Source organism: Ruegeria sp. CI8, from assembly GCF_056536865.1.
Genome location: NZ_JBQFQL010000001.1, coordinates 1955669 through 1981948 on the forward strand (window position 1 = coordinate 1955669; position 26280 = coordinate 1981948).

The 26280-nt window shown below is 61.7% G+C and carries 27 protein-coding genes; 14 read left to right on the top strand and 13 right to left on the bottom strand.

All coding sequences use genetic code 11. The annotated features are described in order from the left end of the window. The first annotated feature begins 53 nt into the window (after window positions 1–53). Entirely contained in the window at window positions 54–683 is a 630-nt protein-coding gene (locus ACR0DA_RS09690) for a LysE family translocator (RefSeq protein WP_480753764.1), read from the top strand. A 6-nt stretch (window positions 684–689) separates the two neighbouring features. Here ACR0DA_RS09690 and ACR0DA_RS09695 read toward each other — a convergent pair whose 3' ends face one another. Then, window positions 690–863: a hypothetical protein gene (locus ACR0DA_RS09695; protein WP_222457049.1), complete on the bottom strand. Its 174-nt coding sequence runs from the start codon at window positions 861–863 to the stop codon at window positions 690–692. Window positions 864–1071: 208 nt separating this feature from the next. On the opposite strand from ACR0DA_RS09695, the gene ACR0DA_RS09700 reads away from it, so the two are divergent. Both ACR0DA_RS09700 and ACR0DA_RS09705 read left to right on the top strand, forming a co-directional pair. Next, window positions 1072–1611 (top strand): adenine phosphoribosyltransferase, encoded by a 540-nt coding sequence (locus ACR0DA_RS09700; protein ID WP_480753766.1) that lies wholly within the window; start codon window positions 1072–1074, stop codon window positions 1609–1611. Between the two features lie 169 nt (window positions 1612–1780). After that, window positions 1781–2263: a fasciclin domain-containing protein gene (locus tag ACR0DA_RS09705; RefSeq protein WP_480753768.1), complete on the top strand. Its 483-nt coding sequence runs from the start codon at window positions 1781–1783 to the stop codon at window positions 2261–2263. 38 nt (window positions 2264–2301) lie between these two features. On the opposite strand, the gene ACR0DA_RS09710 is transcribed toward ACR0DA_RS09705, so the two are convergent. The 11 genes from ACR0DA_RS09710 to coxB form a co-directional block, all read right to left on the bottom strand. Continuing rightward, window positions 2302–3720, bottom strand: a complete 1419-nt coding sequence (locus ACR0DA_RS09710; RefSeq protein ID WP_480753770.1) for an FAD-binding oxidoreductase — start codon at window positions 3718–3720, stop codon at window positions 2302–2304. A gap of 38 nt (window positions 3721–3758) precedes the next feature. After that, on the bottom strand, window positions 3759–4577 hold the full coding sequence (locus ACR0DA_RS09715) for an MBL fold metallo-hydrolase (protein ID WP_480753772.1): 819 nt from the start codon (window positions 4575–4577) through the stop codon (window positions 3759–3761). Between the two features lie 92 nt (window positions 4578–4669). Next, window positions 4670–5254 carry a GNAT family N-acetyltransferase gene (locus ACR0DA_RS09720; RefSeq protein WP_093962743.1) on the bottom strand — a complete coding sequence of 195 codons (585 nt, stop codon included), beginning with the start codon at window positions 5252–5254 and terminating at the stop codon, window positions 4670–4672. Beyond that, window positions 5254–6516: a M16 family metallopeptidase gene (locus tag ACR0DA_RS09725; protein ID WP_480753774.1), complete on the bottom strand. Its 1263-nt coding sequence runs from the start codon at window positions 6514–6516 to the stop codon at window positions 5254–5256. Before ACR0DA_RS09725 ends, ACR0DA_RS09720 begins: the two co-directional genes overlap by 1 nt. Next, entirely contained in the window at window positions 6513–7901 is a 1389-nt protein-coding gene (gene thrC, locus ACR0DA_RS09730) for a threonine synthase (protein WP_480753775.1), read from the bottom strand. The genes ACR0DA_RS09725 and thrC overlap by 4 nt, the downstream gene beginning before the upstream one ends. Continuing rightward, window positions 7898–8575 carry an SURF1 family protein gene (locus ACR0DA_RS09735; protein WP_170599164.1) on the bottom strand — a complete coding sequence of 226 codons (678 nt, stop codon included), beginning with the start codon at window positions 8573–8575 and terminating at the stop codon, window positions 7898–7900. The genes thrC and ACR0DA_RS09735 overlap by 4 nt, the downstream gene beginning before the upstream one ends. 173 nt (window positions 8576–8748) lie before the next feature. Then, window positions 8749–9564: a cytochrome c oxidase subunit 3 gene (locus ACR0DA_RS09740; RefSeq protein ID WP_093962747.1), complete on the bottom strand. Its 816-nt coding sequence runs from the start codon at window positions 9562–9564 to the stop codon at window positions 8749–8751. Between the two features lie 22 nt (window positions 9565–9586). Then, complete coding sequence (locus tag ACR0DA_RS09745; RefSeq protein WP_093962748.1) at window positions 9587–10162, bottom strand: cytochrome c oxidase assembly protein; 576 nt, start codon at window positions 10160–10162, stop codon at window positions 9587–9589. Beyond that, complete coding sequence (locus tag ACR0DA_RS09750; protein ID WP_170337538.1) at window positions 10162–10323, bottom strand: hypothetical protein; 162 nt, start codon at window positions 10321–10323, stop codon at window positions 10162–10164. The genes ACR0DA_RS09745 and ACR0DA_RS09750 overlap by 1 nt, the downstream gene beginning before the upstream one ends. Next, window positions 10320–11276 carry a heme o synthase gene (gene cyoE / locus ACR0DA_RS09755; protein WP_093962749.1) on the bottom strand — a complete coding sequence of 319 codons (957 nt, stop codon included), beginning with the start codon at window positions 11274–11276 and terminating at the stop codon, window positions 10320–10322. The genes ACR0DA_RS09750 and cyoE overlap by 4 nt, the downstream gene beginning before the upstream one ends. A gap of 82 nt (window positions 11277–11358) precedes the next feature. Beyond that, window positions 11359–12270, bottom strand: coding sequence for a cytochrome c oxidase subunit II (gene coxB / locus ACR0DA_RS09760; protein ID WP_170337536.1), 912 nt, complete (start codon window positions 12268–12270; stop codon window positions 11359–11361). A gap of 176 nt (window positions 12271–12446) precedes the next feature. On the opposite strand from coxB, the gene tldD reads away from it, so the two are divergent. The 5 genes from tldD to ACR0DA_RS09785 all read left to right on the top strand — a co-directional run bounded on the left by tldD (window position 12447) and on the right by ACR0DA_RS09785 (window position 19437). Further along, window positions 12447–13868 carry a metalloprotease TldD gene (tldD, locus tag ACR0DA_RS09765; protein WP_170358198.1) on the top strand — a complete coding sequence of 474 codons (1422 nt, stop codon included), beginning with the start codon at window positions 12447–12449 and terminating at the stop codon, window positions 13866–13868. Between the two features lie 228 nt (window positions 13869–14096). Continuing rightward, window positions 14097–15227 (top strand): DNA-processing protein DprA, encoded by a 1131-nt coding sequence (dprA, locus tag ACR0DA_RS09770; protein ID WP_170370879.1) that lies wholly within the window; start codon window positions 14097–14099, stop codon window positions 15225–15227. A 149-nt stretch (window positions 15228–15376) separates the two neighbouring features. Further along, the gene (gene topA / locus ACR0DA_RS09775; RefSeq protein ID WP_480753777.1) at window positions 15377–17992 is read left to right on the top strand and encodes a type I DNA topoisomerase; all 2616 of its coding nucleotides are present in this window, start codon (window positions 15377–15379) and stop codon (window positions 17990–17992) included. Window positions 17993–18106: 114 nt separating this feature from the next. Continuing rightward, window positions 18107–18811 carry a CoA transferase subunit A gene (locus ACR0DA_RS09780; RefSeq protein WP_170368825.1) on the top strand — a complete coding sequence of 235 codons (705 nt, stop codon included), beginning with the start codon at window positions 18107–18109 and terminating at the stop codon, window positions 18809–18811. After that, window positions 18811–19437 carry a CoA transferase subunit B gene (locus tag ACR0DA_RS09785; protein ID WP_170337532.1) on the top strand — a complete coding sequence of 209 codons (627 nt, stop codon included), beginning with the start codon at window positions 18811–18813 and terminating at the stop codon, window positions 19435–19437. The genes ACR0DA_RS09780 and ACR0DA_RS09785 overlap by 1 nt, the downstream gene beginning before the upstream one ends. Before the next feature lie 50 nt (window positions 19438–19487). Here ACR0DA_RS09785 and ACR0DA_RS09790 read toward each other — a convergent pair whose 3' ends face one another. Further along, on the bottom strand, window positions 19488–20369 hold the full coding sequence (locus tag ACR0DA_RS09790) for a lytic transglycosylase domain-containing protein (RefSeq protein ID WP_254430689.1): 882 nt from the start codon (window positions 20367–20369) through the stop codon (window positions 19488–19490). A 338-nt stretch (window positions 20370–20707) separates the two neighbouring features. On the opposite strand from ACR0DA_RS09790, the gene ACR0DA_RS09795 reads away from it, so the two are divergent. The 6 genes from ACR0DA_RS09795 to ACR0DA_RS09820 all read left to right on the top strand — a co-directional run bounded on the left by ACR0DA_RS09795 (window position 20708) and on the right by ACR0DA_RS09820 (window position 26271). Continuing rightward, window positions 20708–20935 (top strand): Flp family type IVb pilin, encoded by a 228-nt coding sequence (locus tag ACR0DA_RS09795; protein WP_093962753.1) that lies wholly within the window; start codon window positions 20708–20710, stop codon window positions 20933–20935. Window positions 20936–21178: 243 nt separating this feature from the next. After that, window positions 21179–21430, top strand: a complete 252-nt coding sequence (locus ACR0DA_RS09800; protein ID WP_170337531.1) for a hypothetical protein — start codon at window positions 21179–21181, stop codon at window positions 21428–21430. A 277-nt stretch (window positions 21431–21707) separates the two neighbouring features. Further along, window positions 21708–22589: a Flp pilus assembly protein CpaB gene (gene cpaB / locus ACR0DA_RS09805; protein WP_093962755.1), complete on the top strand. Its 882-nt coding sequence runs from the start codon at window positions 21708–21710 to the stop codon at window positions 22587–22589. Window positions 22590–22785: 196 nt separating this feature from the next. Continuing rightward, the gene (locus tag ACR0DA_RS09810; protein WP_093963039.1) at window positions 22786–24192 is read left to right on the top strand and encodes a type II and III secretion system protein family protein; all 1407 of its coding nucleotides are present in this window, start codon (window positions 22786–22788) and stop codon (window positions 24190–24192) included. A 16-nt stretch (window positions 24193–24208) separates the two neighbouring features. Then, window positions 24209–24838, top strand: coding sequence for an OmpA family protein (locus ACR0DA_RS09815; protein ID WP_093962756.1), 630 nt, complete (start codon window positions 24209–24211; stop codon window positions 24836–24838). A gap of 197 nt (window positions 24839–25035) precedes the next feature. Beyond that, a complete protein-coding gene (locus ACR0DA_RS09820; RefSeq protein ID WP_093962757.1) occupies window positions 25036–26271 on the top strand; it encodes a CpaE/TadZ family protein in 1236 nt (411 codons plus the stop codon). The last annotated feature ends 9 nt before the right edge of the window (window positions 26272–26280 follow it).

The following is a 26280-nucleotide window of genomic DNA, read 5'->3' on the forward strand; positions in this document are numbered from 1 at the left end:
GACGGCCTCGTGTTTTCTTAGGCTAGCTGCTGCGGATTTGACGGAGTTGGATGATGGATTTTGAACTTTGGCTGGCCTTTGTCGCAGCCTCGACCGCCCTTCTGCTGATCCCGGGACCGACGGTTCTGCTGGTGCTCAGCTATGCGCTGTCCAAAGGGCGCAGCGTGGCCGTGGCCTCGGCCACGGGGGTTGCGCTGGGGGACCTGATCGCTATGACCGCCTCGTTGCTGGGGCTTGGGGCGCTGGTGCTGGCGTCGGCCACGTTGTTTTCGGTGCTGAAATGGGTGGGCGCCGCCTATCTGGTTTGGCTGGGCATCAAGCTGCTGCGCAGTGCGCCGTCCGGCGGGATGCAGGCAGTTGCCACCGGGCGCGACGTCACCGCGCGCGGCGTGTTCGGCCATGCGGCCGCTGTTACTGCGCTGAACCCGAAATCCATCGCCTTCTTCATCGCCTTCGTGCCGCAATTTCTGCGCCCGGCCGAGCCGCTGGGCCCGCAGTTCGCGATCCTGATTGCGACTTTCGTGGGATTGGCCGGGCTGAACGCGCTGGCCTATGCGCTGCTGGCCGACCGGCTGCGCCGCGTAATCGGCCGCCCCAGCATCATCACCGGCATGACCCGTTTCGGAGGGTTGACCCTGATCGGAATGGGCGTGGCCACGGCGGTACTGCGTCGCCCGGCCTGAAGGCAGTCAGGTCCCGGCGTTCTCAGCCATGAATGCGCGAATGAACTTGCGGATCTCGCGCGCGGCCGAGGTGTCGAGATCGCGGCACAGCGCAACGAACGCGTCGCGTTCGTCCTTGTCCAGGCGCAGAACCAGCTGGCTGTTCTTTTTGGTGGATCCCTTGAGGTCGGCCTTGGCCACGGCTGTCATCCTTGTTCTGGGCCTGCATCAGCGCGTGGCACCTTGTATAGACAAAGCGCATCGCTTGTCGATACCCGCAGCCCCCAAGGGCGGGTGGTCCGGGCGCATCTGTTCCGCAGCAAATACGCGCAGGAAGGCAGCCGTGGCTTGCATGACTGGCCGTGATACGCCAAACACCGCCGTGTTTTGACGCAAGAAGGGTTGCCCCATGTCCAGAAGCAAAACGGTCAAGGATTACATTCGGACCATCGTCGATTTTCCCCACGAAGGGATCATGTTCCGCGACGTGACGACCCTGTTCGCCGATCCCCGCGGGTTTCGCATGGCCATCGACCAGATGCTGCACCCCTATGCCGGCGAGCGCATCGACAAGGTCGTGGGGCTCGAGGCGCGCGGCTTCATCCTGGGCGGCGCGATCGCTCACCAGCTGAGCGTGGGCTTCGTTCCGATCCGCAAGAAGGGCAAGCTGCCGGGCACCACGATCAGCGAGGAGTACAAGCTGGAATACGGCGAAGCCATCGTCGAGATCCACGATGACGCGATCCAGCCCGGTGAAAAGGTTCTGGTCGTCGATGACCTGCTGGCCACCGGCGGCACTGCCGCGGCAGGCATCAAGCTGATCGAACGTCTGGGCGGCGAGAATGTCAGCTGCGCCTTCATCATCGACCTGCCCGAGCTGGGTGGCCGGAAGGTGCTGGAGGAGATGGGCATGGACGTCCATGTCCTGTGCGAATTCGAAGGGCTGTGAACAGACAATGGTCACGATTTCGTGACTTGCCGCTGGAAATGCCGCGCGCTTAGCGCGGCGTTGTTCGTTTTCCAGTCGGTTTTTTGCCCCCGACGCATGATCTCCTTCCGGCATGTCACCGTATCGCCCCTGATGTCGCCGATGACATCCTCAACAAGGGAAGTAGATCATGTTTCGCAAATTCGCTGTTGCCGGTGTTGCCAGTATCCTGTTTTCGACCGCTGCCATGGCCGACGGCCACGGCAAGGACATTGTGGACACCGCTGTCGGAGCCGGAAGCTTCAACACTCTGGTCGCAGCCGTGCAGGCTGCCGAGTTGGTTGACACGCTGAAGGGCGAAGGCCCATTCACCGTTTTCGCGCCCACGGATGAAGCCTTTGCCGCGCTGCCCGAAGGCACCGTGGAAACGCTGCTGAAGCCCGAGAACAAGGATCAGCTTGTGGCGGTCCTCACCTATCACGTGGTTCCGGGCAAGGTGATGTCGGGTGATCTGTCCGACGACATGACCGCCGCCACCGTGCAGGGTGGAGAGATCACGATCGATCTCGACAACGGTGTCATGGTCAATGACGCAAATGTCGTTCAGGCAGATATCGAAACCAGCAATGGCGTGATCCACGTCATCGACAAGGTTATCCTGCCGGCGTCGTAAACGACGCGCAGCTGCGGCCCGGAGCGTTCGGGCCGCACTCACACAGCTGACAGGACGGCGCCGGGGTTCATGATCCCGAGCGGGTCCAAGGCGGCCTTTATGGCGCGCATGGCCGTCAGTTTGGCCGGATCGCCGTAGCGTTCAAGATCACCGGTCTTGAGACGGCCCACCCCATGCTCGGCACTGACCGATCCTTCAAATTCATGTACCAGATCATGAACCGCGCGCTTGATCGCGGCGCGCCGGTCATCGAACTCACCCCGGTTGTGGCCTCTGGGCGGGAAGACGTTGTAGTGCAGGTTTCCGTCCCCCAGATGACCAAAGCAGTTCACCCGGAACGGTCCGAGGGCCGCAATCGCCTCGCCGCCTTGCCGGATGAAATCGGGGATGCGCGAAATCGGAACCGAGATATCGTGGCTGGACACCGAACCGATCAGCCGGTTCGCCTCGGGGATGCGTTCGCGCACTGACCACAGCGCGTCGCGCTGCGCGGCGCTTTGGGCGATGACGCCGTCCGACACCAGACCACGGGCTTCGGCAGCGACGAACAAGGACTCCAGCGCCGCCTCGGACTCGTGCCCGGTCGGCAATCCCAGTTCGATCAGAACCGACCATTCCGGCGGTGTGTCAAAGGGTTGCCGCACGTCCGGCAAGACCTCGGCCAGAAAATCCAGCCCCTGTCTGTGGATCAGTTCGAACGCGCTGACGGTTTCGCCCAGATGGTCGCGGGCCAGGGACAGCAGGTCGATCGCCGCTTCGGGGCTGGCCACCTGAAAGATCGCCGTGCCCAGCCCGGCAGGACGCGGGAACAGCTTGAGCGAGGCGGCGGTGATGACCCCCAGCGTGCCCTCAGACCCAATCAGCAGGTTGCGCAGATCATAGCCGGTGTTGTCCTTGCGTAAACGCCCCAGCCCGTGCCAGATGTCCCCGTTGGGCAGAACCGCCTCGAGCCCCAGGCACAGATCCCGTGCATTGCCATAACGCAGGACGTTCACGCCCCCGGCATTGGTGGCGAGGTTCCCCCCGATCCGGCAGGATCCCTGCGCCGCCAGCGACAGCGGAAACAGCCGGTTGGCCGCTTCGGCCGCGGCCTGAATGTCGGCCAGAACCGCACCAGCCTCGGCGATCAGGATGTTTTCGGTCGGATCGACGGCCCGGATCGCGCGCATCCGCTCGAGCGACAGGATCAGGGGCGCGGGGCCATCCGCCATGACCTGCCCGCCCACAAGACCGGTGCCGCCGCCGTATGGCACCACCGGCACGCGGGCCTCGGACGCCAAACGCACCAAGGCTGCGACCTGCTCAACCGTGCGGGGCAAGGCCAGCAGACCCGCCTGCCCGGCGAAGCGGCGGCGCGGCTCTTCCAGATAGCGCGGCTCGACCGGGCGCAGAACATCGTCACCCAGGCGGGCGCGGATGGTTTCGGCAAAGGTTTCGTCGGCAGGGTTCAAATGCATGCCCTCTGCATGCCCAAGCCGGAGGCGCACGGCAAGGCTTATTCCAATTCCATAAGGTATCGCGGCTCGAGCACCACCACCGTCGGGCGGTCCGGCAGGGTCCGCAGCGATACTTCGATTTCCGAAACCCCGTCCCGGCGCACCGGGAAATCGGATCGGATATCGGCCAGGAACCGGTCCAGCGAATATCCCGAGAACCAGTGCATCGGAATGATTACCGAGCTTTTCAGCCGCTGCAGGACCGAGATCATCTCGGGCAAGGGCATGGTCGTGCCCCCGTCCACCGCCGCCATGACCACGTCCAGCCGCCCAAGGGCCGCGAATTGTTCGTCGGACGGCACATGGTGCAGATGCCCCAGATGGCCGATGCACAGGCCTTCGACCTCGAACACGAAGATCGAGTTCCCGCGCTCTTCCACCCCGCCATAAGCGGACCGGATATCAGTCGAAACGTTGCGCACCAGCAATTCGCCCAGATCGAGGTGGTGTTCGATGCCCTGCCCGAACTCGCCCCACCCCGGCAGCACATGCGGGATGGCCGGATCGGGATAGGCGGTCCAATGGGTGTCATGGGCGTGGTTCATCGTCACGATGTCGGGAATCAGATCCGCGCCGCCGATGAAGCCGGTATAGTCGGTCACGGCATTCAGCCCGCCGGATGTCTGGATCAGAAAGGACGCATGCGCGACATAGCTGATCCGGACCGAGAATTCGGGCACCGGATCCTGCCACGCCGCCTTGTGCAGATACTGGATTCCAGGGGTGTTCTGGGCGATGGCGATGCAATGGCTCGGCCGACGCTCCTGCGCCGCCGCCGTCCCTGCCAGCAAGATCAGACCCGCCAAAACACTCCGCATGATCGGAAGTCTAGCGCATCGGCGCCTCGAGTCACGTCACTGAGCCCAAATTTCGGAAACAGTCCCGCCCACATCAGGTCCGAACGGGCGCCCTAGCCCGCGTCCGTCCGCCCGCGCCGGTCCGAGCGCAGCGACGCATAGAGCACATGCGTCCGCCACCGCCCGTTGATCTGCAGATAGGATTGCGCCACGCCCTCGTATTTGAACCCCGAGCTTTCCAACAGCCCGCGAGAGGCGGCGTTTTCCGGCAGGCAGGCGGCCTCGATCCGGCTCAGGTCCAGTCGGGTAAAGGCGTAATGCACCACGGCGCCGATGGCCTCGCGCATGTAACCCTGCCGGGCAAAGGCCTGCCCGGTCCAATAGCCCAGCGTTCCGGCCTGCGCCGGCCCCCGGCGGATGTTGTCCAGCGTAATGGCGCCCACCAGCATGTCATCCGTTCTGCGGAAGAGGAACAGCGGAACCGCCGTGCCATTGGCCACCGAGCGTTGCGCCCAGTAGACACGGTTGGTGAACGATTTGCGGGTCAGATGATCCTTGGCCCAGATCGGCTCCCACGGGGTCAGATACTCGCGCGAGGCCAGCCGCAGCGCGGCCCAGTCGTTGAAGTCGGAATGCACGGGCGGGCGCAAGCTCAACCGCTCGGTCTCGAGTTTCAGCCTGCGTCTGCCCAACAGCATCACGCCGCGCGCCTCTCCTGCAGCCTCTCCAGTGTCGGCGCACCACCCACAGGTCCGTAGAGCGCCAGTGCTGCCGGGGCCTGAACCGCCATCTTTTCGGCAAAGGCCCGGACGTCGGCGGTGCTGACCGCGTCGATCTTGGCCACGGTTTCCTCGAGCGGCGGAACACGGCCCCATATTTGCACCAGCCGGGCCAGACGTTCGGCCCGGTTCGAGGGGCTTTCCAGCCCCATCAGCATCCCGGCCTTCATCTGTGCGCGGGCGCGGGCAACCTCCTCGGGGCTCATGTCCTCGGCGGCGCGCTTCATCTCGTCGATGGTGATGGTAGCCAGCTCGCCCACCTGATCGGCCGAGGTGCCGGCATAGATCGTGGTCGTTCCCGTGTCGGCATAGGCGCCGGTCTGGGCAAAGATCGTATAGCACAGCCCGCGGGTCTCACGCACTTCCTGGAACAGGCGCGAGGACATGCCGCCGCCCAGCGCGGTCGAATAGATCTGCGCGGTATAGATCTCGTCATTGCGATAGCCCGGGCTTTCCAGCGCCAGCGCGAAATGTGCCTGCTCCAGCGCCTTGTCCCGCCGCGCCTCGCCGCCGGTGAACCGCGCGGGTTCCGGCAGCAGCCCCTTGCGGGGTTGCAGATGGCCGAACATCTCTTCGGCCAGTTTCATCAACTGGTCATGATCGACCGCGCCTGCCGCCGACAGGATCATCTGGTCGGGCGCATAATGCTCGGCCACGAAGGCCGACAGGTCGTCGCGAGAAAAGGCGCTGACCCGTTCGGTCGGCCCCAGAATGGTGCGGCCCAGCGGCTGATCGCGATAGCTCTGTTCCTGCAGCCAGTCAAAGATCACGTCGTCGGGCGTGTCATGCGCCTGGCCGATCTCCTGCAGGATCACGCCGCGCTCAACCTCGATCTCGCGCGGGTCGAAGACGGGGTTCAGGACGATGTCGCCGATCACGTCCATCGCCAGCGCCACGTCATCCTTCAGCACCCGGGCGTAATAGGCCGTCACCTCACGCGAGGTATAGGCGTTGATATAGCCGCCCACATCCTCGATCGCCTCGGCGATCTGCAGGGCCGAGCGCCGCTGGGTGCCCTTGAAGGCCATATGCTCGAGGAAATGCGCGATGCCGTTCTGTTCGATCCGCTCATGCCGCCCGCCAGCGGTCACCCAGATGCCGATGGCTGCCGATTGCAGCCCCGGCATCTGTTCGCTGACGATCCGAAAGCCGTTTGTTAGTTGGTCCAGTCTGACAGTCACTCAGCAATATGCCTTTTGATATGATCCTCGATGGCGCCCAGATCGTTGGCGATGCGGGTCACCCGTTCCGGACGTTCATACAGATCGGACATGCGCGAGGGAAGAGGCGGATGCACACCGCTGGCCCGCTCGACCGCGGCGGGGAATTTCGCCGGGTGCGCGGTGGCCAGCGTGACCATCGGCACATCGGCGGCGCGGGTGTCTTCGGCCACCTTGATGCCCACGGCAGTGTGCGGGCAGACCAGCTCGGCGCTGTGTTCCAGCGTGGATTTGATCGTGGCGAGCGTTTCCTCTTCGGACACACGACCCGAGTCGAAGCTTTCTCGCAGGGCCTCCATCGCGCCCTGACTGACGTGAAAGCCGCCCTGTTTCAGCTCGTCCATCAACTGCGCCACGGCCCGCCCGTCCTCGCCATAGGCATAGTACAGCGCGCGCTCAAAGTTCGAGCTGACCTGAATGTCCATCGACGGGCTGATCGAGGGGATGGTGTCGCCCTTGAAATAGCCCTGCCCCGACAGGCAGCGATGCAGGATGTCGTTCTGGTTGGTCGCCACCACCAGACGGTCGATGGGCAGACCCATCCGCTTGGCGATATAGCCGGCAAAGATGTCGCCGAAATTGCCGGTGGGCACCGTGAAGCTGACCTTGCGATGCGGCGCGCCCAGGCTGGTCGCGGCCGAGAAATAATAAACCACCTGCGCCAGCACGCGAGCAAAGTTGATCGAGTTCACCCCCGCCAGCTTGACCCCGTCGCGGAAGTCGAAATCGTTGAACATATCCTTCACGGCGGCCTGACAGTCGTCGAAATCGCCGTCGACGGCCAGTGCGTGCACGTTGCTGTCGGCGGGGGTGGTCATCTGGCGGCGCTGCACCCCGGAGACGCGGCCATGCGGGAACAGGATGAACACATCGACCGCGTCCAGCCCCCGGAATGCCTCGATCGCGGCCGATCCGGTATCGCCGCTGGTGGCGCCCACGATGGTGACACGCTCGCCCCGCCGCTTCAGCGCCACCTGGAACAGCTGGCCGATCAGCTGCATGGCGAAATCCTTGAAGGCCAGCGTAGGCCCGTGGAACAGCTCCAGCAGAAAGTGGTTCTCGTTCAGCTGCTTCAAAGGCGCGCGGGCATCATGGCCGAACCCGGCATAGGCGCGGGCGATGATCTCTTTGAACTCATCCCCGGCGAATGAACCGCTGACATAGGGCCACATGACGCGGAACGCGATCTCTTCATAGGGCAGCCCGGCCAGCGCGGCGACCTCGTCCCGGCTCAGAACCGGGATCTCGGCAGGCAGGTACAGGCCACCGTCGCGGGCCAGACCGGTCAGCATCGCCTCTTCGAAGCTCAGTTCGGGCGCCTGCCCGCGGGTCGAGATATATTTCATTGCGCGTCACTTTCTGATGGGGCGCGGCCGCGCCACAGGAAATATCCGGTCATTGCGGCCCAGACCAGCGCCAAGCCGAACCATGTCACCGCGTATTGCAGATGGTCATTGGGAATACCCGCCGTATTCACCGGCAGCGGCGTGATGGCGGGATCGGTCTGGCTGCGGGCAACCAGTAGGATCGGTTCGGCCCCAAGCGCATCGGCCAGCGCGGGCACGTCGCGGGCAAACCAGATGTTGCCCGCCGGGTCCGGATCGGGGGTATAGCTGTCGATCTCATCGGGCCAATGCAGATTTCCGACAACTTGCATGGGGCCGATCTGGCGTTCGGCCTGCTTGGCCGTAGTGGGCACAAAGCCCCGATCCACCAGGATCGTGCGATCACCGGTTCGGAAGGGCGCGATGATCCGATAGCCCGGCCCGACCTGTTTGACCGAAACCAGTACATGGATTTCGCCGGGCAGCATCTCGCCCGATACTTCGACGGGCAGATAACGGTCGGCTTCAGGGTCGACCGCCTCGGGCAGCGGCACTGGATCGGCGGCGATCCGGGCTTCGATGTCGGCCAGAATGCCCTCTTTCCAGGCCAGACGCTGAACCTGCCAAGTGCCCAGAGACACAAGAACCGCCAGCCCGGCGAGTCCAAAAATCAGCAGAAACAGGATGCGGCGCATGTCTGGCCCTTGTTGCGTATTATAGCGGCTCGGGGTCAAGCCGGCGTCTTGTTACGGTCTGTGCGCAAGGAAATGCAACCTTGCAATTGTACGGGGCGCAATCCCTTGCGCCCCTGATCGAGAAAAAGCCGCCCCGAGGGACGGCTTTTGCAATTCGACAGCCTCGCGGGGCGTTACATCAGCGGTGCCTGACCCCAGATGTAGACTGCGAAGAACAGGAACAGCCAGACAACGTCGACAAAGTGCCAGTACCATGCGGCCGCCTCGAACCCGACGTGTTTCTCCGGGGTAAAGTCGCCACGAAGCGCGCGGATCAGACAGACAGTCAGGAAGATGGTGCCGATGATCACATGTGCGCCGTGGAAGCCGGTTGCCATGAAGAAGTTCGAGTAGAACTGATCGCCGCCGAACTCCCAGCCTTCGTGGGCCAACAGTTCATAGTATTCGAAGGCCTGCAGGAAGGTGAAGGCGATGCCTAGGACGATACCGATCGCGAGACCCTGAATCAGCGCCTTGCGGTCGTTGTCGTGAACCAGCGCGTGGTGCGCCCAAGTGATCGCACAGCCCGACAGCAACAGAACCAGAGTGTTGATCAGCGGCAGGTGGAACGGGTCCACCGCGTGGATGTCAGGCTGGATGTATTCGGTGCCGGCATAGTCGTACATCGGATACATGCGATGTTTGAAGAACGACCAGAACCAGGCGAAGAAGAACATCACCTCGGACATGACGAACAGGATGAACCCGTAGCGCAGCCCGATCCGGACGACCGGGGTGTGATCACCCGCGCGGCTTTCGGCCACGACCTCGGACCACCAGGCAAACATCGTGTAGAGAACCGCCACAAGACCACCCCAGAACACGAAGGAGGTCATGCCGTGCATCCACAAGACGGCTCCGAACAGCATGACGAAGCCACCGATCGCGCCGATCAGCGGCCAGATCGAAGGTGCCAGAATGTGGTAATCGTGGTTTTTTGCGTGTGCCATCAGCGTCCCTCACCTACAGGCGTTAGTTCGTGTTTGTTTCTGCCTGCGCATCCAGGGCGGCATAGCCCTCGGGCAGGTCTATTTCATAGAATGTATACGACAGCGTGATCGTATGAACATACTGTGCTTCGGGGTCTTCCACCATTTCGGGGTCGACGAAGAAAGTTACGGGCATCTCGACGCGTTCGCCGGGCTCCAGAACCTGCTCTTCAAAGCAGAAACAGGCGATCTTCTGGAAGTATCCACCGGCGGAATAGGGCGTCACGTTGTACGATGCCTGTCCCGCAACCGGCTTGTCCGTCGGGTTGTATGCTTCGTAGAAGGCCAGACCGGTCTCACCGATGCGCACCTTCATCTCGCGCTCGACGGGTTTGAATTCCCACGGCATGTCTTTGGCCTTGGACGCGTCGAAGCGAACGGTCACCACCCGGTCGAGGATATCGTCGGGCGTGGCCTCGGCAACGCCCGTGGTGCCCCCGAACCCGGTGACCCGGCAGAACCAGTCGTAGAACGGCACGGCCGCCCAGGCCAGGCTGCCCATCAGAACAACCAGACCAACGGTCTGTGCAACGGTCTTCTGCGGTCCGCTCAAAGCCATCAGTTCTGAACCTCCTCGCTGGGCACGCCGAAATCGCTGCCCGAGACCTTTACGATGGTCAGGCCGAAGATGATCACGATGAACGCCGCCAACGTCAGCCCAACACCCAGGTTGCGGCCGAAACGACGCTGGTGCAGCTCATGGCTTTTGCGCAGGCTCATGACCAGCCTCCCAACCCGTAGGGTTTCAGCAGCGCCTCGGCGAGGATCGCGCCGAAATGCAGGAACAGGTACAGAAGCGACAGCTTGAAAAAGCTGCGCTCAACCTTGAAATTGTCCGCCTCGGCATCGTCTTCGGTGCGGCGCGAGATGGCCCATGCCCCCCGCAGAAACAGAGCGTTCAACACTACGGCCACAGCCAGGTAAATCGGCCCACCGATACCCGAGAACGCGGTGCCCACGGCCAGCAGAGCCAGCAATGCGGTATAGACCAGGATATGGGTCCGCGTGGCGCGGCGTCCATGCGTCACGGTCAGCATCGGCACGCCCGCGTCGTCATAATCCGAGCGCATGAACAGCGCCAGCGCCCAGAAATGCGGCGGGGTCCACATGAAGGTCAGGGCAAACATCAGCCACGGCTCGAGCGTCATCGAACCCGTCGCGGCAACCCAGCCGATTACCGGCGGGAAAGCGCCCGCGGCGCCTCCGATCACGATGTTCTGCGGCGTCAGGCGCTTGAGCCACATCGTGTAGATCACGACATAGAAAAAGATGGTAAAGGCCAGAAACGCGCCCGCGAACCAGTTGGTCGCCAAGCCCAGCATGATCACCGACAGACCCGACAGGGCCAGGCCCAGCGCCATCGCCTCGCCGGGCTCAACCTTGCCCGACGGGATCGGACGGCCCTTGGTGCGCTTCATAACCTTGTCGATATCCGCGTCCCACCACATGTTCAGCGCGCCCGAGGCGCCGCCACCGATGGCAATGAACAGGATGGCGCAAAAGCCGACGAACGGATGTACCGGCACAGGGGCGGCCAGCAGACCCACCAACGCGGTGAATACGACAAGCGACATCACCCGCGGCTTGAGCAGGGCGAAATAGTCGCCAAAGCCGGCCTCGTCCGCACGGGATTGTGCGGCAAGTGTGCTGGCATTGATGCTCGCGTCGGTCATGTCAGGTCCTTGTGGTGCGAAAGCTGCGCGAAACCCGCGCAGCCTGTCCTTGGTTTCGAACGGGCCTCAGGCCCCGGGATCGTCAGTTCGAGGCGATCTGGAACGATGCCGGCTGGCCGGCGTATTCGTCCAACGCGCCCTGCAGCCATTCCTGATAGGCTTCTTCGCTGACGACTTTGACGGTGATTGGCATGTAGGCGTGGTCCTTGCCGCACAGCTCGGAGCACTGGCCGAAGTAGATGCCTTCCTTGTCGGCCTGGAACCACAGCTCGGCCAGGCGGCCCGGAACGCCGTCCTGTTTGACGCCAAACGCCGGGATCGTCCATGAGTGGATCACGTCGGCCGCCGTGACCTGCATCACAACCACCTTGTTGACGGGAACCACGACTGCGGTGTCGGTGGCCAGCAGCCACTCATCCTCGCTGTAGCCGGCATCGGCCAGCTTGGCACGCATCGCATCGTCCAGAACGAACGGGGTTACATCCGCATCGGCGGGGCGTGCACCTTCGTCCAGAGTGGCCGGGTGACCCAGCAGGTAGCTGTCGAACGCAAAGTCGTGATCGACATATTCATAGGTCCAGTACCACTGGTTGCCGGTCACCTTGATGACGACATCACCCTCGGGGATTTCCTGCTGCTTGAACAGCACCGGCAACGAGAACGCACCGATGAAGACCAGGATCAGGATCGGGCCGATGGTCCAGGCGATCTCGACCGGAGTGTAGTGCGAGAACCGCGCCGGGGTCGGGTTTACACGCTGGTTGTAGCGCACGATGCAGTATACCAGCAGGCCTGCGACCAGCAGACAGATCGCGGTGATGATAACCAGAATCATACCGTCAAGGCGGTGAATCCCTTCGGCCAGGCTGGTGGCCGCCGGCTGGAAGCCCATGCCGCCGTCGACCGGCTTGCCGATGATCTCAAGATCCTGAGCCATGGCGGGAAGGCTGGAGAGGGCTGCGAACACCCCCGAAAGCATCAAAGCATTCTTCATTTTCTGTCCTGATCGTTTGATCTTTGCGTCTCTGGCGAACAGGTGTGAATCGGTCACACCTCTCCCGTTGTCTTTGGCCGCGTTAAAAACCATATTCCGGGAGGTAGATAAAGCAAAATGCTTGCGTCAAACAGACGCTATTTTTGATCTGGATCAAACGCGAAAGGCCGCAACCCATGACTCAAGCCCCGTTTCGCCCGTTCGAGACCGCATTGCCGCATGACGAGGCACTGGCCGTACTGCGCTCGGCCACCGCCGGGGCCGAAGACGGCGAGCTGTTTGTAGAGCGTCGGAAATCCGAAACACTTGCCTTTGACGATGGGCGCCTGCGCACCGCATCCTACGATGCATCCGAGGGATTCGGGCTGCGTGCCGTGCAGGGTGATGTGGCCGGTTATGCCCACTCGACCGATGTATCAATGCCCTCGCTGAAACGTGCTGCGGAAACCGCCCGGCTGGCGGTTGGTGACGGTGGAGGCACTTTGGCCGACGCGCCAAGGCGCACAAACAAGCAGCTTTATACGGATGCGGACCCGATCGAATCCGCCAGCTTCCCGGTCAAGGTCGAGACTCTGCGCGAAATCGACGGATTTGCGCGCGATCTGGACCCCAGGGTGGTTCAAGTCAGCGCCGTAATCGCCGCGTCCGTGCAAGAGGTCGAGATCCTCCGCCCCGATGGCACCATGGTACGCGACGTTCGTCCGATGACCCGCCTGAACGTGTCGGTCATCGTCGAACAGAACGGCCGGCGCGAAAGCGGATCGGCCGGAGGTGGTGGCCGCGTTGGTCTGGACGGCCTGATTGACCCGTCCGATTGGCAGGACAAGGTCCGAGAGGCGCTGCGCATTGCTTTGGTCAACCTTGACGCCGTTGCCGCTCCGGCCGGCGTGATGGAAGTCGCATTGGGCCCCGGCTGGCCCGGCATCCTGCTGCACGAGGCCATCGGGCATGGGTTGGAAGGAGACTTTAACCGCAAGGGGAGTTCGGCCTTTGCCGGGCTGATGGGGCAGCGGATCGCCTCCAAGGGCGTGACCGTGGTGGATGACGGGACGATCCCGGATCGTCGCGGATCGATCACCGTGGATGACGAGGGGACACCGAGCTCGCGCACCGTGCTGATCGAAGACGGCATCCTGACTGGCTACATGCAGGACCGGCAGAATGCGCGCCTGATGGGCGTGTCCCCCACCGGCAACGGGCGCCGGCAAAGCTATGCGCACAAACCGATGCCACGCATGACCAACACGATCATGCTGGGCGGCGATGCCAACCCGGCGGATCTGGTGGCCGAGATCAAGGACGGCATCTGGGCCGTGGGTTTCGGCGGCGGCCAGGTCGACATCACCAACGGCAAATTCGTGTTCAGCTGTACCGAGGCCTACCGGGTCGTGAACGGCAAAATCGGCGCGCCGGTCAAGGGCGCAACGCTGATCGGCGACGGTCCTTCAGCGTTGAAACGTATCCGGGGTCTGGGCAACGACATGGCCCTGGATCCCGGCATGGGAACCTGCGGCAAGGACGGTCAGTGGGTGCCCGTGGGTGTGGGTCAACCCACAGTGCTGATGGAGGGGCTGACGGTCGGAGGATCGGCCGCCTGATGCGAATCGCGCGCCTTCGGCCGGCACCATGGTTAATCCGTGCTGCCGGCCACAAAAGGAATGAACCGTAGCGCATCGAAATAGGCGGCCTGAGAAAAGTTATTACTTTCAAATATTTGCGCGCCCATTCCGCGAAACCCACACTGGAACACGCTAAAATTTTCTGCGATTCACAAGCTGTTAACCCGTCACGCCGTAAACCAGTTCTGCAATCAGGCGGAGCGACGGATGACCGAAGAGCAGCTTTCTTCCAATCACCCCCCACTCCCACCCACCACGGAAGAGGACCGGTTTTCCTGGCTTCGCCTGTTGCGCTCGCGCAAAGTTGGCCCGGCAACGTTCCGGCGCCTGATGCACGAACATGGCTCGGCGCAGAATGCGCTGGCCGCATTGCCGGAATTGGCACGCGCTGCCGGAATTGAAGGGTATGAAATATGCCCGCCCGGCGTCATCGAGGCGGAACTCAAGGCCGCAAAAGCCGCCAAAGCGCGGCTTTTGTGCCTTGGGGCCGCCGACTATCCTATGGCACTGACCGATCTGAACGATGCCCCTCCTCTGCTTTGGGCAATAGGCGACGTTTCGGTGCTTCAGCGCCCGATGATCTCGCTTGTCGGCGCCCGCAACTGTTCGTCCTTGGGAACCAGGATGGCGCGGGCTCTGGCAGGTGGTCTGGGTGAGAGTGGCTATGTAGTCGTCTCCGGACTGGCCCGCGGCGTCGACACCGCCGCGCATCTGGCCACGCTGCAAACGGGAACCGTTGCGGTCATGGCAGGTGGCGTCGACATCATCTATCCGGCGGAAAACAAGGAACTGGCGCGCGACGTCGCAACCAGAGGGCTGCGCATCTCCGAACAACCAATGGGCGTGACCCCGCAGGCCCGCCACTTTCCTCGCCGCAACCGGATCATATCAGGGCTGTCTCAGGCCGTCGTCGTCGTCGAGGCTGCCGCCAAGTCCGGCAGCCTCATCACGGCGCGCGACGCACTGGACCAGGGACGCGAGGTTCTTGCCGTGCCCGGCCATCCGTTCGACGCCCGCGCCGCCGGCTGTAATCTTCTGATCCGCGAAGGCGCCACACTTGTGCGCTGCGTGCAGGATGTAATCGACGCCCTGCCCCCGCAGCCGCGCAGAGCGCCCGAACCTGTCCCCGACACGGCGCCCGTCGCGCAGACAATCACTCCTCCCGAGGCGCTCCACGCCCGAATCCTGGAACGGTTGGGGCCTTCGCCTTTGGCCGAGGACCAGTTAATCCGGGATGTCGATGCGCCCGCCAGCGTGATCGGCCCCGCTTTGACCGATCTGGAGCTGGATGGTTTGATCCGTCGCCAACCGGGCGGGTTGCTGAGCCTCGCCGTCTAATCTGCCGAGGTGGTTCCAACCCGGGCCGCTGGTCTCAATTAGGCCGGATTTCGGGCCTTTCAGACTGTGCATTGACAAATCCATCTTGCCCTACACATTTTGCACGGCCATAGAAGGCGCCCAATCCGTCGAGCGAGGTTTTTAACTAAATGCCTGTAGTTGTTGTAGAATCCCCGGCCAAAGCAAAAACAATCAATAAATACCTTGGCCCCGACTACACGGTCCTGGCCTCTTACGGACATGTTCGCGACCTTCCTCCGAAGGATGGATCGGTGGATCCCGACCACGAGTTTTCGATGACTTGGGAGGTCGGCACGGACAGCCGCAAACACGTCAAGGCCATCGCCGACGCGCTCAAGGACGACAACGCGCTGATCCTGGCAACCGACCCCGACCGCGAGGGCGAGGCGATCAGTTGGCACCTGCAGGAGGCGCTGACCAAACGCCGCTCGATCAAGAAGGATACGGCCGTCAGCCGCGTGACGTTCAACGCCATCACCAAGGATGCGGTGACCAAGGCCATGCAGAACCCGCGCGAGGTGGACATGCCGCTGGTCGAGGCGTATCTGGCCCGGCGCGCATTGGATTACCTGGTCGGCTTCAACCTGTCGCCGGTTCTGTGGCGCAAGCTGCCCGGCGCGAAATCGGCCGGACGCGTGCAATCGGTCTGCCTGCGCCTGATCGTCGAGCGCGAGATGGAGATCGAGGCCTTCAAGCCCGTGGAATACTGGTCGGTCAAGGCGCTGTTCGAAACGCCGCGCGGCCAGACCTTTGAGGCGCGGCTGGTCACGCTGGCCGGCAAGAAGCTGGACAAGCATGACATCGCCAACGCCACCCAGGCCGAACTGGCGGTGCAGGCCATCACCAGCCGCGCACTGAGCGTGACCTCGGTCGAAGCGAAGCCAGCCGCGCGCAATCCCAGCGCCCCGTTCATGACCTCGACCCTGCAGCAGGAAGCCAGCCGCAAATTCGGCATGGGCGCCCGCCACGCGATGCAGGTGGCGCAGCGTTTGTATGAGGCCGGGCACATAACATACATGCGAACCGACGGCATCGACATGGCGCCCGAGGCCGTCGCCGCCACGCGGGACGCGATCAAGGACCGGTTCGGTACCGAATACGTGCCGGACAGCCCGCGCATGTACAAGAACAAGGCCAAGAATGCGCAGGAAGCGCACGAATGCATCCGGCCCACGGACATGACCAAGGATGCGGCCGCCCTGAAACTGTCGGATGACGATCAGCGCAAGCTGTACGATCTGATCTGGAAACGTACGATCGCCTGCCAGATGGCCGCTGCGCGGCTGGAACGCACGACCGTCGAAATCGGCAGCGATGACGGTCAGGTGGGGCTGCGCGCCACCGGTCAGGTCGTGCTGTTCGACGGATTCATGCGCGTCTACGAGGAAGGCCGCGACGATGTCGAGGACGAAGATGACAAGCGCCTGCCCCAGATCATGCAGGGTGATCCGGCGCGCTTTGCCAAGACCACGCTGAAGGATCAGTTTGACAAGGCCACCGCCGACGGCGCGGACAAGAAGGCCATCCTGTCGGAAAACCAGGCGGTTCTGGCGCTGCAACACCACACCCAGCCGCCGCCGCGCTATACCGAGGCGACCCTGGTCAAACGGATGGAGGAGTTGGGCATCGGGCGACCCTCGACCTATGCCTCGATCGTCACCACGATTCAGGACCGCGGTTACGTCCGCAAGGACAAGAACCGCCTGATCCCCGAGGAAAAGGGCCGGATCGTCACGATCTTCTTGCTGAATTTCTTCCGCCAGTATGTGGGATACGAATTCACTGCCAACCTCGAAGAGCAGCTGGACGAGGTGAGCGCCGGCGCCCGCGACTACAAGGACCTGCTTTCCAAGTTCTGGCGCGATTTCTCGGCCGCGATCGCCGAGACGTCAGAGCTGCGGATTTCGGAAGTGCTCGACAAACTGGACGAGGCACTGGCCCCGCAGTTGTACCCCCTGCGCGAGGATGGCTCGGATCCGCGCATCTGCCCCAAATGCGGGGTCGGACGGCTGCACCTGAAAACCTCGCGGACCGGCGGATTCGTGGGCTGCGGGAACTATCCCGAATGCACCTATACCCGCCCCATCGCCGGTGAAGGCGCCGAGGGCGAGGAACGCATGCTGGGCATGGATGGCGAGGATGAGATCTGGCTGAAATCCGGACGCTTCGGCCCCTATGTCCAGCGCGGCGAAGCTACGCCCGAGAACAAGAAACCGCCGCGCGCCTCTTTGCCCAAGGGTTGGAGCAAGGATGACATGGACCTTGAGAAGGCGCTGACCCTTCTGAGTCTGCCGCGCGAGATTGGCGAACACCCCGAGGGCGGTATGATCAGCGCCAATTTCGGGCGCTTCGGTCCCTATATCATGCATCAGCTGCCGGATGAGGCAAAGCCGGTCTATGCCAACCTCAAGGATCCCAACGACGTGTTCGAGATCGGCATGAACCGCGCCGTCGAACTGTTGGCGGAAAAACGCGCCAATCCCGGGCGGCGCGGACGGGCTGCGGCCAAACCGCTGAAGGAACTGGGCGAGCATCCCGACGGCGGCGCGATCCAGGTTCTGGACGGGCGCTATGGGCCTTATGTGAAGTGGGAAAAGATCAACGCGACCCTGCCCAAGGACATCAAGCCCGAGGACGTGACGCCCGAAATGGCGGTGGAACTTGTCAATGAGAAGGCGGCCAAGAAAGGCACCCGCAAAAAGGCCGCGCCCAAGAAGAAAGCCACCAAGAAGAAAGCCGGCTGATCCCGGCCCCCGCGGGCGGTTAGGTAGAAATACCACCCGCCCGCAGGTTTCATTGACTTCCCAATGACGTGGCGGCACAACCTGCCCATCACCATGTCATTGGGGGAGTTTTCCATGAAGAAAGTCTATGCCAATGCCACCGAGGCCCTCGATGGGATACTTCGGGATGGCATGCTGATCGCGGCCGGCGGGTTCGGCCTGTGCGGCATTCCCGAATTGCTGCTGCGGGCGATCAAGGAATCTGGCGTGAAGGATCTGACCTTTGCCTCGAACAACGCAGGCGTCGACGACTTCGGCATCGGCATCCTGCTGCAGACGCGGCAGGTCAAGAAGATGATCAGCTCGTATGTCGGCGAGAACGCCGAGTTCATGCGTCAGTACCTGTCGGGCGAGCTTGAGCTGGAATTCACCCCGCAAGGCACCCTGGCCGAGCGCATGCGCGCCGGCGGCGCGGGCATCCCGGGCTTCTACACCAAGACCGGCGTCGGCACCGTGATCGCCGAGGGCAAGGAGCACAAGGAGTTCAACGGCGAGACCTACATCCTCGAGGAAGGGATCTTTGCCGATCTGGCCATCGTCAAGGCATGGAAGGCCGACGACACCGGCAACCTGGTGTTCCGCAAGACCGCCCGCAACTTCAACGTGCCGGCCGCGACCTGCGGTAAGATCTGTGTGGCCGAGGTCGAAGAGATCGTGCCGCGCGGTTCGCTGGACCCCGACTGCATCCACCTGCCCGGCATCTATGTGCACCGGGTCATTCAAGGTCAGCACGAGAAGCGCATCGAACAGCGCACCACCCGCAAGAAGGAGGAAGCGTAATGCCCTGGGACCGCAATCAGATGGCCGCGCGTGCGGCCGAGGAACTGGAAGACGGCATGTATGTGAACCTCGGCATCGGGATTCCGACGCTGGTGGCGAACTATGTGGGCGACAAGGACATCACCCTGCAATCGGAAAACGGCATGCTGGGCATGGGCCCCTTCCCCTATGAGGGCGAAGAGGACCCCGACCTGATCAACGCCGGCAAGCAGACCATCACCGAACTGCCCCGCACCGCCTATTTCGACAGCGCCACGTCCTTTGCCATGATCCGCGGCGGCAAGATCGCGGCGGCGATCCTTGGCGCGATGGAGGTCGACGAGAAAGGCGATCTGGCCAACTGGATGATTCCGGGCAAGCTGGTCAAGGGCATGGGCGGCGCGATGGACCTGGTGGCCGGCGTCGGACGGGTCATCGTGGTGATGGACCACACCAACAAGCACGGCGACAGCAAGGTGCTGAAGGAATGCACCCTGCCGCTGACCGGCAAGGGCGTGGTTGACCGCATCATCACCAACCTGGGCGTGCTGGACGTGGTCGAAGGCGGCCTGAAGATCGTCGAACTGGCCGATGGCGTCAGCGAAGAAGAGATGCGCGCGGCGACCGAGGCGACCATCGTCAGCTGATTTCTGAGCAAACAGAGAAACCGAAAGGCCCGCCAATCGGCGGGCCTTTTTCAATTCATGGACTGAAAGACGCACCCGTCGGAAATCAGCATCGGAGGAGTGGCACACAACGCTCGGGCCACCTGGAAGGCGGCTAGAACTTTGGGGACATAGTCGCGCGTTTCAGCATAAGGCGGGACGCCATTGTGCTTTCGCACCGCGCCTTCACCGGCGTTGTATCCCGCCAGGACGAGAATCGGGTCGTCGTTGAACTCACCCATCAGCCAATCGAGGTACTTCACGCCGCCGGCGATATTCTGTTCCGGCAACATGCTGTCGGTCACGCCGAACCGCTTGGCTGTGGCAGGCATCAGTTGCATCAAACCCTGTGCTCCGGCGGAGCTGACGGCAGTGGGGCGACCGCCTGATTCAACGGACATGACCGCAAGGACCAGCGCTGGCGACACTTTTGTTCCTACGGTCGTACGGAGAATATCGACCCCGCGCTGCTCGACGATCTTCTGAAGGTTCTGCAGCCGCGGAGATGAAATCTGGGTCGCCGCCAAAGCCTGCAGGGCTTCGTCAAGGCGGCCGGGGCCGGCTCGGGTCATATCCGGCGATACCTTTTCCCAGAACGCCTTGTACGCGCCCTCAGGGGTCTTTTTCTTCATTATGTCCGGAAAGGCCGCCGGAGGGACTTTGGTCCGGGCTATGATATCGGGCACGACCAAATCGGGGCCCGTGCTGGGCGCTGAAGGTGCTGATGCGTGTTCTTGCGGACTGATCTGAACCGTCACTCGCGGGCGTTCCCCCGCTTTGGGAGCCTTGATCCGTTTGTAAACGCCGCGTGGCTCGATATCCGCAGCAGGTGCCGGAGCCGCCACGGCAACCAGCAACGCCAAAACGCCGGCGCATGTCAGTGCGTCCCGGAAAATCATTTCTGCCTGCCTCATCTGTTCTTTTGAGTTGATTTGATACGCGAATCTTCCCGCAAGGCCAGAAAAACAAAGCGAATTGGGGCGGTTTTGCCTCATTTGGCGCAATTTTGCACCGCCGAAACAGCACAGCGGGTTGGTGTGGGAAATTTTTTATTATTTATTTCAATAGATTACCAGATTAGTGACCAAAAAGTTAAGCCTGAGGCAAAAAATTCGTTGTTTGGCCCAATTCCTGCCACGCACGAGGGGCAAACATAGTGCCATACCGAGACGGTCATGAGCCGACTGAGAGATGAAGCTCTGAAAGACCCCGAGGTTTTATTGACTTTTTGATCCTTTAGGAGGGACGTAACATGATCAAGTTCATCAAGAACTTCCGCAAAGACGAAGACGGCGCCGTAACTGTTGACTGGGTCGTTCTGACCGCAGCCGTTGTTGGCCTGGCAGCCGTTGCTTACCAGCAGATCGAAGGCGGCGCGACCGGCCTGGCAACCGACGTTTCCAGCGCCCTGACCAGCGCAACGATCAGCACCGGTTCGAACTCGGCAGCTGGTGGTATCACCACCGCCGGCAGCAACTAAGCTGACTTCATCCCAATCGGGATACAAGGCCGCGCCTGAGGGCGCGGCCTTTTCCTTTGAAGCAAGACAGACGCTGCGCATCGGATTTCGGGCGCCGGGCCAAGCATGGCCCACGTTTGGCCTAAATTCCGCCACGGCGACGCGTTTAAGTCTTTGATAATTAGTTTTTAGGTGCCCGCGAGAATTCTGGTCGCCATCAGAAACCGGAACTGGGCGGAATCACTCTGTCAGGAGGGACGCGAAATGATCAAGTTCATCAGGAACTTCAAAAAAGATGATAGCGGTGCGATCACCGTCGACTGGGTGGTACTGACCGCAGCCGTCACCGGCCTGGCAGCGATTGCCTACGCTTTGATCCAAGGCGGGACCGAGGGCTTGGCCGACGATGTTGAGGCGGCCCTTTCCGACTCGGCGATCAGCATCAGCACCGGCGACAGCAACACGGCCGTTGGCGGGATCATCACCGGTGGATCGAACGGATCCGGCGGCAACTGATTTTCGGGAACTTGGCCAACCGGCCACATGACAACCGCGCCAGCCGGGCGCGGTTGTTCGCGTTTGCCCCCTGCCTTCTCCGCACCGCACAACCCATGCTGGGATACAGCAGACGCCACGTCACGAGATGCTCGTTCGCAACGTTCTGTGCCAATAAAACAACGAAAAATATCCATTTGTCCCACATTTCGACACAATTCCGATTTAGGAAATATGCTGTTTCAATGTCCTGCCCGGACCGATACAGGTCCGGCCAGAGCAATAAAGAGGTATACGCATGCGAGCTGTATTTGGTCTTGTCCTGATCGTCGGGGTCGCCTTGGCTGGCGGTGCGGTCTATATGGCCCGCAACTATATTGCCGAGTATCAGAACGCCCTGGCGCGTGAACGGCAGATGGCCGAAGAGGCCCTTGCCAACGCCAAGGTCGACGTCGTTCCGACCGTCGGCGTGATCGTCTCTGAGCGTCCTCTGAAATACGGTGAGCGTTTGACCCAGGAAGATGTGCGCGTCGTGGAATGGCCTGAGAATGCTGTTCCGGAGGGGTCGTTCACCGATATGACGGCCCTGTTCCCGGAAACCGGCAACAATGAACGCTTTGTTCTGCGCACCATGGAAAAGGACGAGGCCATCATGGAGGTCAAGATCACCCGTCCGGGTGAGCTGGCCGGCCTGACCTCGCGCCTCGAAAAAGGTATGCGCGCGTTCGCCATCAGTGTTGATGTTGCCTCGGGCGTTTCGGGCTTTCTTCGCCCCGGCGACGTTGTTGATGTGTACTGGACCGGATCGCTGCGCAGCGCGGTCGAAGGGGCAAACGGGGAAATCACCCGCTTGATCCAGACCAATATCGAGTTGATCGCCGTCGATCAGACGGCGGGATCGGATGTCACCGGCACAACCATTGCCCGGACCGTCACCGTCGCCGCCACCCCGGAACAGATCGCGGCCCTGGCGCAGGCGCAAAACACCGGACGCCTGTCTCTGGCGTTGGTCGGGGTTCAGGATGAAACCGTCGCAAGTGCGATCGAGGTTGACCAACGCAAACTGTTGGGAATCGAAGAAGCAGCCCCCGCGCCGAAGAAAGAGGCCGAGAAGGTCTGCACCATCCGGACTCGCCGCGGCGACCAGATCGTCGAGACCCCGATCCCCTGCACAAACTGACGCCCATTCAGAGCGTTACCATGCCCGAGCCGCGCATAATGCGCGGCTCGTTTCGTTTGGGTTGTTGCGCATTGTCCACATAAGGAAAATTCCAGAAACCCTTGATTATTGCAATAAATCCGGAATTCGCGCAGAGTTCGTCACCATAGGGCATAAGACCCAAAAAAATAGAGTGGTGATCGGAGAGGCAGGTCACATGACAATACGTTCCTTGATTGGTTCGACCCTTTTGGGGTTGGCCCTAGTTCTGAGCCCGGTCGGCGATTCCGCCTGGGCCCAAAATCTTCGCGTGGTCAAAAAGGGTACGGCGGAAACGCTGGATGTGCCCATGAACCGCGCCATCGTGGTTGAAAGCGAACAGCCGTTTGCAGAGCTCAGCATCGCGAATGCAGGCATTGCGGACATCTCGTCGCTTTCGGACCGCACAATCTACGTCTTGGGCAAGGCACCAGGCATGACGACGCTGACACTGTTTGACGGCGCCGGAAACCTGATCACGAACGTCCGCGTTCGCGTTGCGCCCGATGTGACCGAATTCAAAGAGCGCCTGCGCCAGATTCTGCCAAATGAGCGAATCGAAGTGCGTACCGCCAATGACGGCATCGTTCTCTCGGGCACGGTCTCCAGCGCAGCTAAACTGGCACGTGCTCTGGAACTGGCCGAGCGCTATGCGCCCGAGCGTGTGTCGAACCTGATGAATGTCGGCGGCGTACAGCAGGTCATGCTGAAGGTCCGCTTTGCCGAGATGAACCGGTCGGTCGCCAAGAACCTGTCCGCCTCGCTTGGTTTTTCCGGCGGTGACGCGACCGGTGGTATCAACACGCTGAACAACCAGTTGTCCCTGAGCAACGCGTTGGCCAACAACATCCCGGCGGTTCAGTCGAATACTGGCGCGATTCTGTTCGGCTTTGGGGCAGGCTCCACCCAGGTCCGGCTGCTGCTGGAAGCGCTGGAAGCTAAGGGCCTGGCCCGTAGCCTGGCCGAGCCCAACTTGTCGGCACTGTCCGGGCAGGAGGCAACCTTCCTCGCCGGTGGTGAAGTGCCGATTCCGGTTCCTCAGGATGACGGTGTGGTTGCCATTGAATACAAGGCTTTCGGTGTCGAAATCGACTTCGTTCCGCGCGTCGTCGACGGTGACCTGATCAACCTTGAGATGGCGGCAGCGGTGTCCAGCATCGACACCAGCTCGAACTTCACCATCAACGGTGACACGGTCCCCAGCTTCATTACGCGCCAGACCAGCACAACGGTCGAACTGCGAGATGGTGAGAGCTTTGCGATCGCCGGCCTGATTCAGGACGACTTTACCGACCTGAGCAACCAAATCCCGTGGTTGGGTGACGTACCTGTTCTGGGTGCACTGTTTCGCAGCGCGGAGTACCAGCGCGAGCAGAGCGAACTGGTGATCATCATCACCGCGCATCTGGTTTCCCCGACCCGTGGCGAAGCCCTGGCGCTGCCGACCGACCGCGTGAAGCCGCCCAGCGAATTCGACCTGTTCATGAACGGCAGAACTGCCCGGACGGAACGGGTTGGCAATGGAGCCGCATCGGAAGTCGCCAAGCAGGACTTTGGCAACTCCTACGGCTACGTCCTGGATTGATAGGGAGGACAGACCAATGCAGAAGTGGATCATCACACTGGGTCTTACAGTCGCTGTCGCCAGCTGTACCCGTGAGGCCGGCTATGAAGTGGACCAGGGCGCATTCGGCAACGCAACGCTGAACAATATCCAGGTCATGAACGGCGAGTTGACCTATGGCCAGATCCTAGCGCAGCGATTCGCTGCCGAGGTTCCGACCCAGATCAACTTTGCGTTCGACAGTGCGCAGCTGGATTCGGCAGCACGCCAGATTCTGCTGTATCAGGCGAACTGGATCAAACAGTTCCCCGAAGCACGTTTCCGCGTGTACGGCCACACCGACGCCGTCGGATCCCAGTCCTACAACAACAGTCTGGGTCTTCGCCGCGCGCAAGCGGTCGTCAACTTCTTCGCGCAACAGGGTATTTCCCGCTCGCGTCTGGAAGCCGTTGTTTCCTATGGCAAAACGCAGCCACTGGTGGCCACACCCAATCGGGATCGCCGCAACCGCCGCACCGTTACCGAGGTGTCGGGTCTGGTCGATCGCCATCCCAACATCCTGGATGGCAAGTATGCTGACTTCGTTTATCGCGAGTACATCGAAAGCGCGACATTCAAGAGCCAGCTGCGCCGCGAAACGGCCATCGGCGACACCAGCGAACAATAATCAGAAATTGGGCGGCATCGTCGCCCAATTCCCTACAATTGGTTTTTTTGCGCCCAATTCTTGCCCCACTTCCACGCAACATTGTGAACAATTGGGTGACCTGCGGCCAGAATTGACCGCTTAGGGCGACAGCAAGCTGAAACACGGACTGGTATTGTATCGACGTTTGCTGCGCTCTCACGACGAGGATTGTGTTAATGACGAGCGCAACGCCGCAAAACGACGACACCGGCATTCTGGCCTGTACCATCAGCCGAGATGTCCAGAACTTCGACCTGTTGATCGAGGACATGGAAGCCGCTTTGGGCGAGCGCTGGGGTGACCTTGGCTTTGCCGAGGCTCTGGCCTTTTTCAGCCAGCCCGAAGCTGAGTCACTTCAATTCGTGGCCCTCGCGATCGACGGTGAGGACGAGGACAACCTGACCTTGATGGGTGAGATCATCACCCAGGCCAAGGAAAAGAAGATCAAAGTCGTCCTGATTGCCGAGGACGTGACCCCCGCCGCTCTTCATCAGTTGCTGCGCAAGGGTGCCGATGAATTCGTCCCCTACCCTCTTCCCGAGAACGAACTGCAGGAAGCGATCGACCGCATGAATGCGCCCGAACCTGTCGTGACTCCGCAACAGGTTTCCGTCCCGCTGGCCTCAGGAGCTTCGAAAGAAGGCGCTTTGTTTGTAGTTCAGGGCTTGGCCGGTGGTGTCGGTGCAACGACTCTGGCCGTGAACCTGGCCTGGGAATTGGCAACCGTATCGCAAAAGGATGCACCCAAGGTCTGCCTGATCGACCTGGATCTGCAATACGGAACCATCTCGACCTATCTGGACCTGCCCCGCCGTGAAACCGTGTTCGAAATGCTGTCGGACACCGTGGCCATGGATGACGAAGTGTTTGGGCAGGCACTGCAGACATTCGACGAAAAGCTGGATGTTCTGACGGCCCCGACCGACATGGTGCCTCTGGATATTCTCACGCACGAAGACATCCAGCGGGTGATCGACATGGCCCGCAAGCACTACGACTATGTCGTGGTCGACATGCCGAAGACGCTGGTGCACTGGTCCGAGACCGTTTTGCAGGCCGCGCATGTCTATTTTGCTCTGATCGAACTGGATATGCGGTCCGCTCAGAACGCGTTGCGTCTGAAACGTGCCCTTCAAGCCGAGGAATTGCCGTTCAACAAGCTTCGCTTTGCCTTGAACCGCGCACCCAAGTTCACGGACCTGAGCGGCAAAAGTCGCGTCAAGCGCATGGGTGAAAGCCTGGGAATCTCAATCGACCTGCAACTGCCGGATGGCGGCAAGCCGGTCATGCAAAGCGGCGACCATGGTCTGCCTTTGGCCAGCTCGGCCGGCAAGAACCCTCTTCGCCGCGAAATCGCAAAGCTGGCGCAATCCTTGCACAGCCTCGGCAGCAACAGCGCTGAAGCGGCATAACAAAGGCTA